The following is a 583-nucleotide window of genomic DNA, read 5'->3' on the forward strand; positions in this document are numbered from 1 at the left end:
AATAAAAAGGCTGCTTAAGTGCAGCCATTTGGACAACTGGGTTGAAAATCACCGAAACCTTTGAATGATAGCTTCATTTGACAAGCGCTGGTGAGCACCTGGCCCTGAGTTTTGCGTCACTTTCTTTTCCCAAATTATATTGCGCGTCAACTCTTGCCTCTCTAACCTTGATGCAATATCAACATCTTTCAAGTGAAATAGAAAAATATCAGAAGCAAGATTAGGCAACTCATTACAAGAATGAAAACCACCTCCCCAAGATAGAGCCCTTTTAGTTAAACATGGCTTACACATTGCAGGCTCAATCGTTACGTAAGAGCGCTGTCTCAAAATCCCCAAATCAAATTTCAAGCTTTTTTCTTCATTAACATTATGACATAAATTAAGTCCAACAGGCGTTACAAAATCATCTTTCATTTTTTCTTGATAATCTTCAAGCCCGCTGTACAGACAAGGATCAGGAACTAGAAACTCATCACAGTCTACATAAATCACCGAGTCAAAAATATTTAGCAACCCGGCACAAAAAGAACTAATAAAGCTAGCTCTTCTATTATCAGAAAAGCCACCACCCCGCGGATAT

Annotated in this window: 1 protein-coding gene; it reads right to left on the reverse strand. The window is 38.9% G+C overall.

The features are described 5' to 3' along the window. Nucleotides 1-48 precede the first annotated feature (48 nt). Nucleotides 49-583, reverse strand: a 535-nt coding sequence (locus tag INT22_RS15130) for a hypothetical protein (RefSeq protein ID WP_226912785.1), incomplete at its 5' end; no start/stop codon positions are given.

Origin of the sequence: Halomonas sp. 3D7M, from assembly GCF_014897885.1 — a bacterium.
In the GTDB taxonomy this organism is placed as follows: domain Bacteria; phylum Pseudomonadota; class Gammaproteobacteria; order Pseudomonadales; family Halomonadaceae; genus Vreelandella.